Here is a 2,792-nt window from a genome sequence, read left to right as displayed (position 1 = left end):
GGAAATCTCATCTCGAGGTGGGCTTCGTGCTTAGATGCTTTCAGCGCTTATCCCGTCCAAACTTAGCTACTCAGCCGTGCCATTGGCATGACAACTGATGCACCAGCGGTTTGTCCATCCCGGTCCTCTCGTACTAAGGACAGATCCTCTCAAATTTCCTACGCCCACGACGGATAGGGACCGAACTGTCTCACGACGTTCTGAACCCAGCTCGCGTGCCTCTTTAATGGGCGAACAGCCCAACCCTTGGGACATGCTTCAGCCCCAGGATGAGACGAGCCGACATCGAGGTGCCAAACCTCCCCGTCGATGTGGACTCTTGGGGGAGATAAGCCTGTTATCCCCAGGGTAGCTTTTATCCGTTGAGCGATGGCCCTTCCACGCGGTACCACCGGATCACTAAGTCCTGCTTTCGCATCTGCTCGAGTTGTCGCTCTCGCAGTTAAGCTTCCTTTTGCCTTTGCACTCTACGCACGATTTCCGACCGTGCTGAGGAAACCTTTGAACGCCTCCGTTACTCTTTGGGAGGCGACCGCCCCAGTCAAACTGCCCGACTGGCAGTGTCCCTCTTCCGGATTCACGGAAGTAGGTTAGAATTCTAGAATGAATAGAGTGGTATCCCAAGGGCGACTCCCGAAACACTGGCGTGCTCCGCTCATAGTCTCCCACCTATCCTGTACAGTTCATTCCAAAATCCAATATCAGCCTGCAGTAAAGCTCCATGGGGTCTTTCCGTCCTGTCGTGGGTAAGCGGCATCTTTACCGCTACTACAATTTCACCGGATCCTTTGTTGAGACAGTGCCCAAATCGTTACACCTTTCGTGCGGGTCGGAACTTACCCGACAAGGAATTTCGCTACCTTAGGACCGTTATAGTTACGGCCGCCGTTTACCGGGGCTTCAGTTCTAAGCTTCGCTTGCGCTAACTTGTTCCCTTAACCTTCCGGCACCGGGCAGGTGTCAGCCCCTATACTTCGTCTTTCGACTTCGCAGAGACTTGTGTTTTTGGTAAACAGTCGCTTGGGCCTTTTCACTGCGGCCATGTTGCCATGGCTCCCCTTCTCCCGAAGTTACGGGGTCATTTTGCCGAGTTCCTTAACAAAGGTTCTTCCGCTCGTCTTAGGATTCTCTCCTCACCTACCTGTGTCGGTTTACGGTACGGGCGGCTTACGCGAATAGTGGCTTTTCTCGGCAGCTTGGAGTCGGCTCCTTCTCTACTTATTTTCGATCCGCATCACACTTCAGACTCGGGAAAGCGGATTTGCCTACTTTCCATCCTTTGTGCTTGCACGCCACACCAACTGGGCGCTGCGCGTATCCTTCTGCGTCCCCACTTCTTCATTGCGATCGCCGGTACAGGAATTTCCACCTGTTGTCCATCGACTACGCCTTTCGGCCTCGCCTTAGGTCCCGACTTACCCTGAGTGGACGAGCCTTCCTCAGGAAACCTTAGGTTTTCGACGGGGGAGATTCTCACTCCCCTCTCGCTACTCATGCCAGCATTCTCTCTTCTGTGCACTCCACAATGCCTTACAGCTTTTGCTTCACAGCGCACACAATGCTCCTCTACCAATCCTTTGATTCCACGGCTTCGGTATCGTGTTTAGCCCCGGTTATTTTCGGCGCAGGGTCACTTGACTAGTGAGCTATTACGCACTCTTTCAATGTATGGCTGCTTCTAAGCCAACATCCTAGTTGTCTCAGTAACTCCACATCCTTTTCCACTTAACACGAATTTTGGGACCTTAGACGGTGGTCTGGGTTGTTTCCCTTTCGACTATGAAGCTCATCCCACATAGTCTGACTCCGGAGGATATGTCTTCGGTATTCGGAGTTTGATAGGTCGCGGTAACTTGGTAAAGTCCCTTGACCATTCAGTGCTCTACCCCCGAGACACTCCCTTCCAGGCTAGCCCTAAAGCTATTTCGAGGAGAACCAGCTATCTCCGCGTTCGTTTGGCTTTTCACCCCTATCCACAGGTCATCCGATAGCTTTTAAACGCTACCCGGTTCGAGCCTCCATTGCCTTTTACGGCAACTTCACTCTGCCCATGGATAGATCACACGGTTTCGGGTCTATGCCCTACGACTCTTCGCCCTGTTCAGACTCGCTTTCGCTACGGCTACGGTGCAGCACACCTTAACCTTGCCGTAGAACATAACTCGCTGGCCCGTTCTACAAAAAGTACACGATCGTGGCCGAAGCCACTTTCGCTGCTTGTAAACATCCGGTTTCAGATTCTATTTCACTCCCCTCCCGGGGTTCTTTTCACCTTTCCCTCACGGTACTTATGCGCTATCGGTCACCAAGGAGTATTTAGCCTTAGGGGGTGGTCCCCCTGTATTCCCACCGGGTTTCACGTGCCCTGTGGTACTCGTTTAGAGTGGTTGTGACTTCTTCGTATACGGGACTGTTACCCCCTACGGTTCGCCTTCCCAGGCGATTCTACTCGTCGTCACTTCCGTATCTCAATTCGGGCTCTACCCCGTTCGCTCGCCGCTACTTAGGGTATCGAGGTTTCTTTCTTTTCCTCGGGGTACTTAGATGTTTCAGTTCCCCCGGTATTCCCTCCTAAGGCTATGAATTGACCTTAGGATCCTTTGAGGCTATCAAAGGGGGTTTCCCCATTCGGAAATCTGTGGATCAAAGTGTATTTGCCACTCCCCACAGCTTTTCGCAGCTTATCGCGTCCTTCATCGGCTCTTGGTGCCAAGGCATCCACCGGATGCTCTTTCTAACTTGACCTAAATTGATCTGTTTTGATCCAATCGTTGAAATTGTAATCTTAAAAA

Annotated in this window: 1 rRNA gene; it reads right to left on the bottom strand. The window is 52.0% G+C overall.

The annotated features are described in order from the left end of the window. Window positions 1–2,745: ribosomal RNA gene (locus QO008_RS08005) — 23S ribosomal RNA — on the bottom strand; the annotation flags it as partial. Window positions 2,746–2,792: the final 47 nt, after the last annotated feature.

The organism is Aedoeadaptatus ivorii, from assembly GCF_030815095.1.
In the GTDB taxonomy this organism is placed as follows: Bacteria; Bacillota; Clostridia; order Tissierellales; family Peptoniphilaceae; genus Aedoeadaptatus; species Aedoeadaptatus ivorii.
The sequence above is the reverse complement of the archived record's forward strand: the minus strand, read 5'-3'. Positions and strand labels throughout refer to the sequence as shown.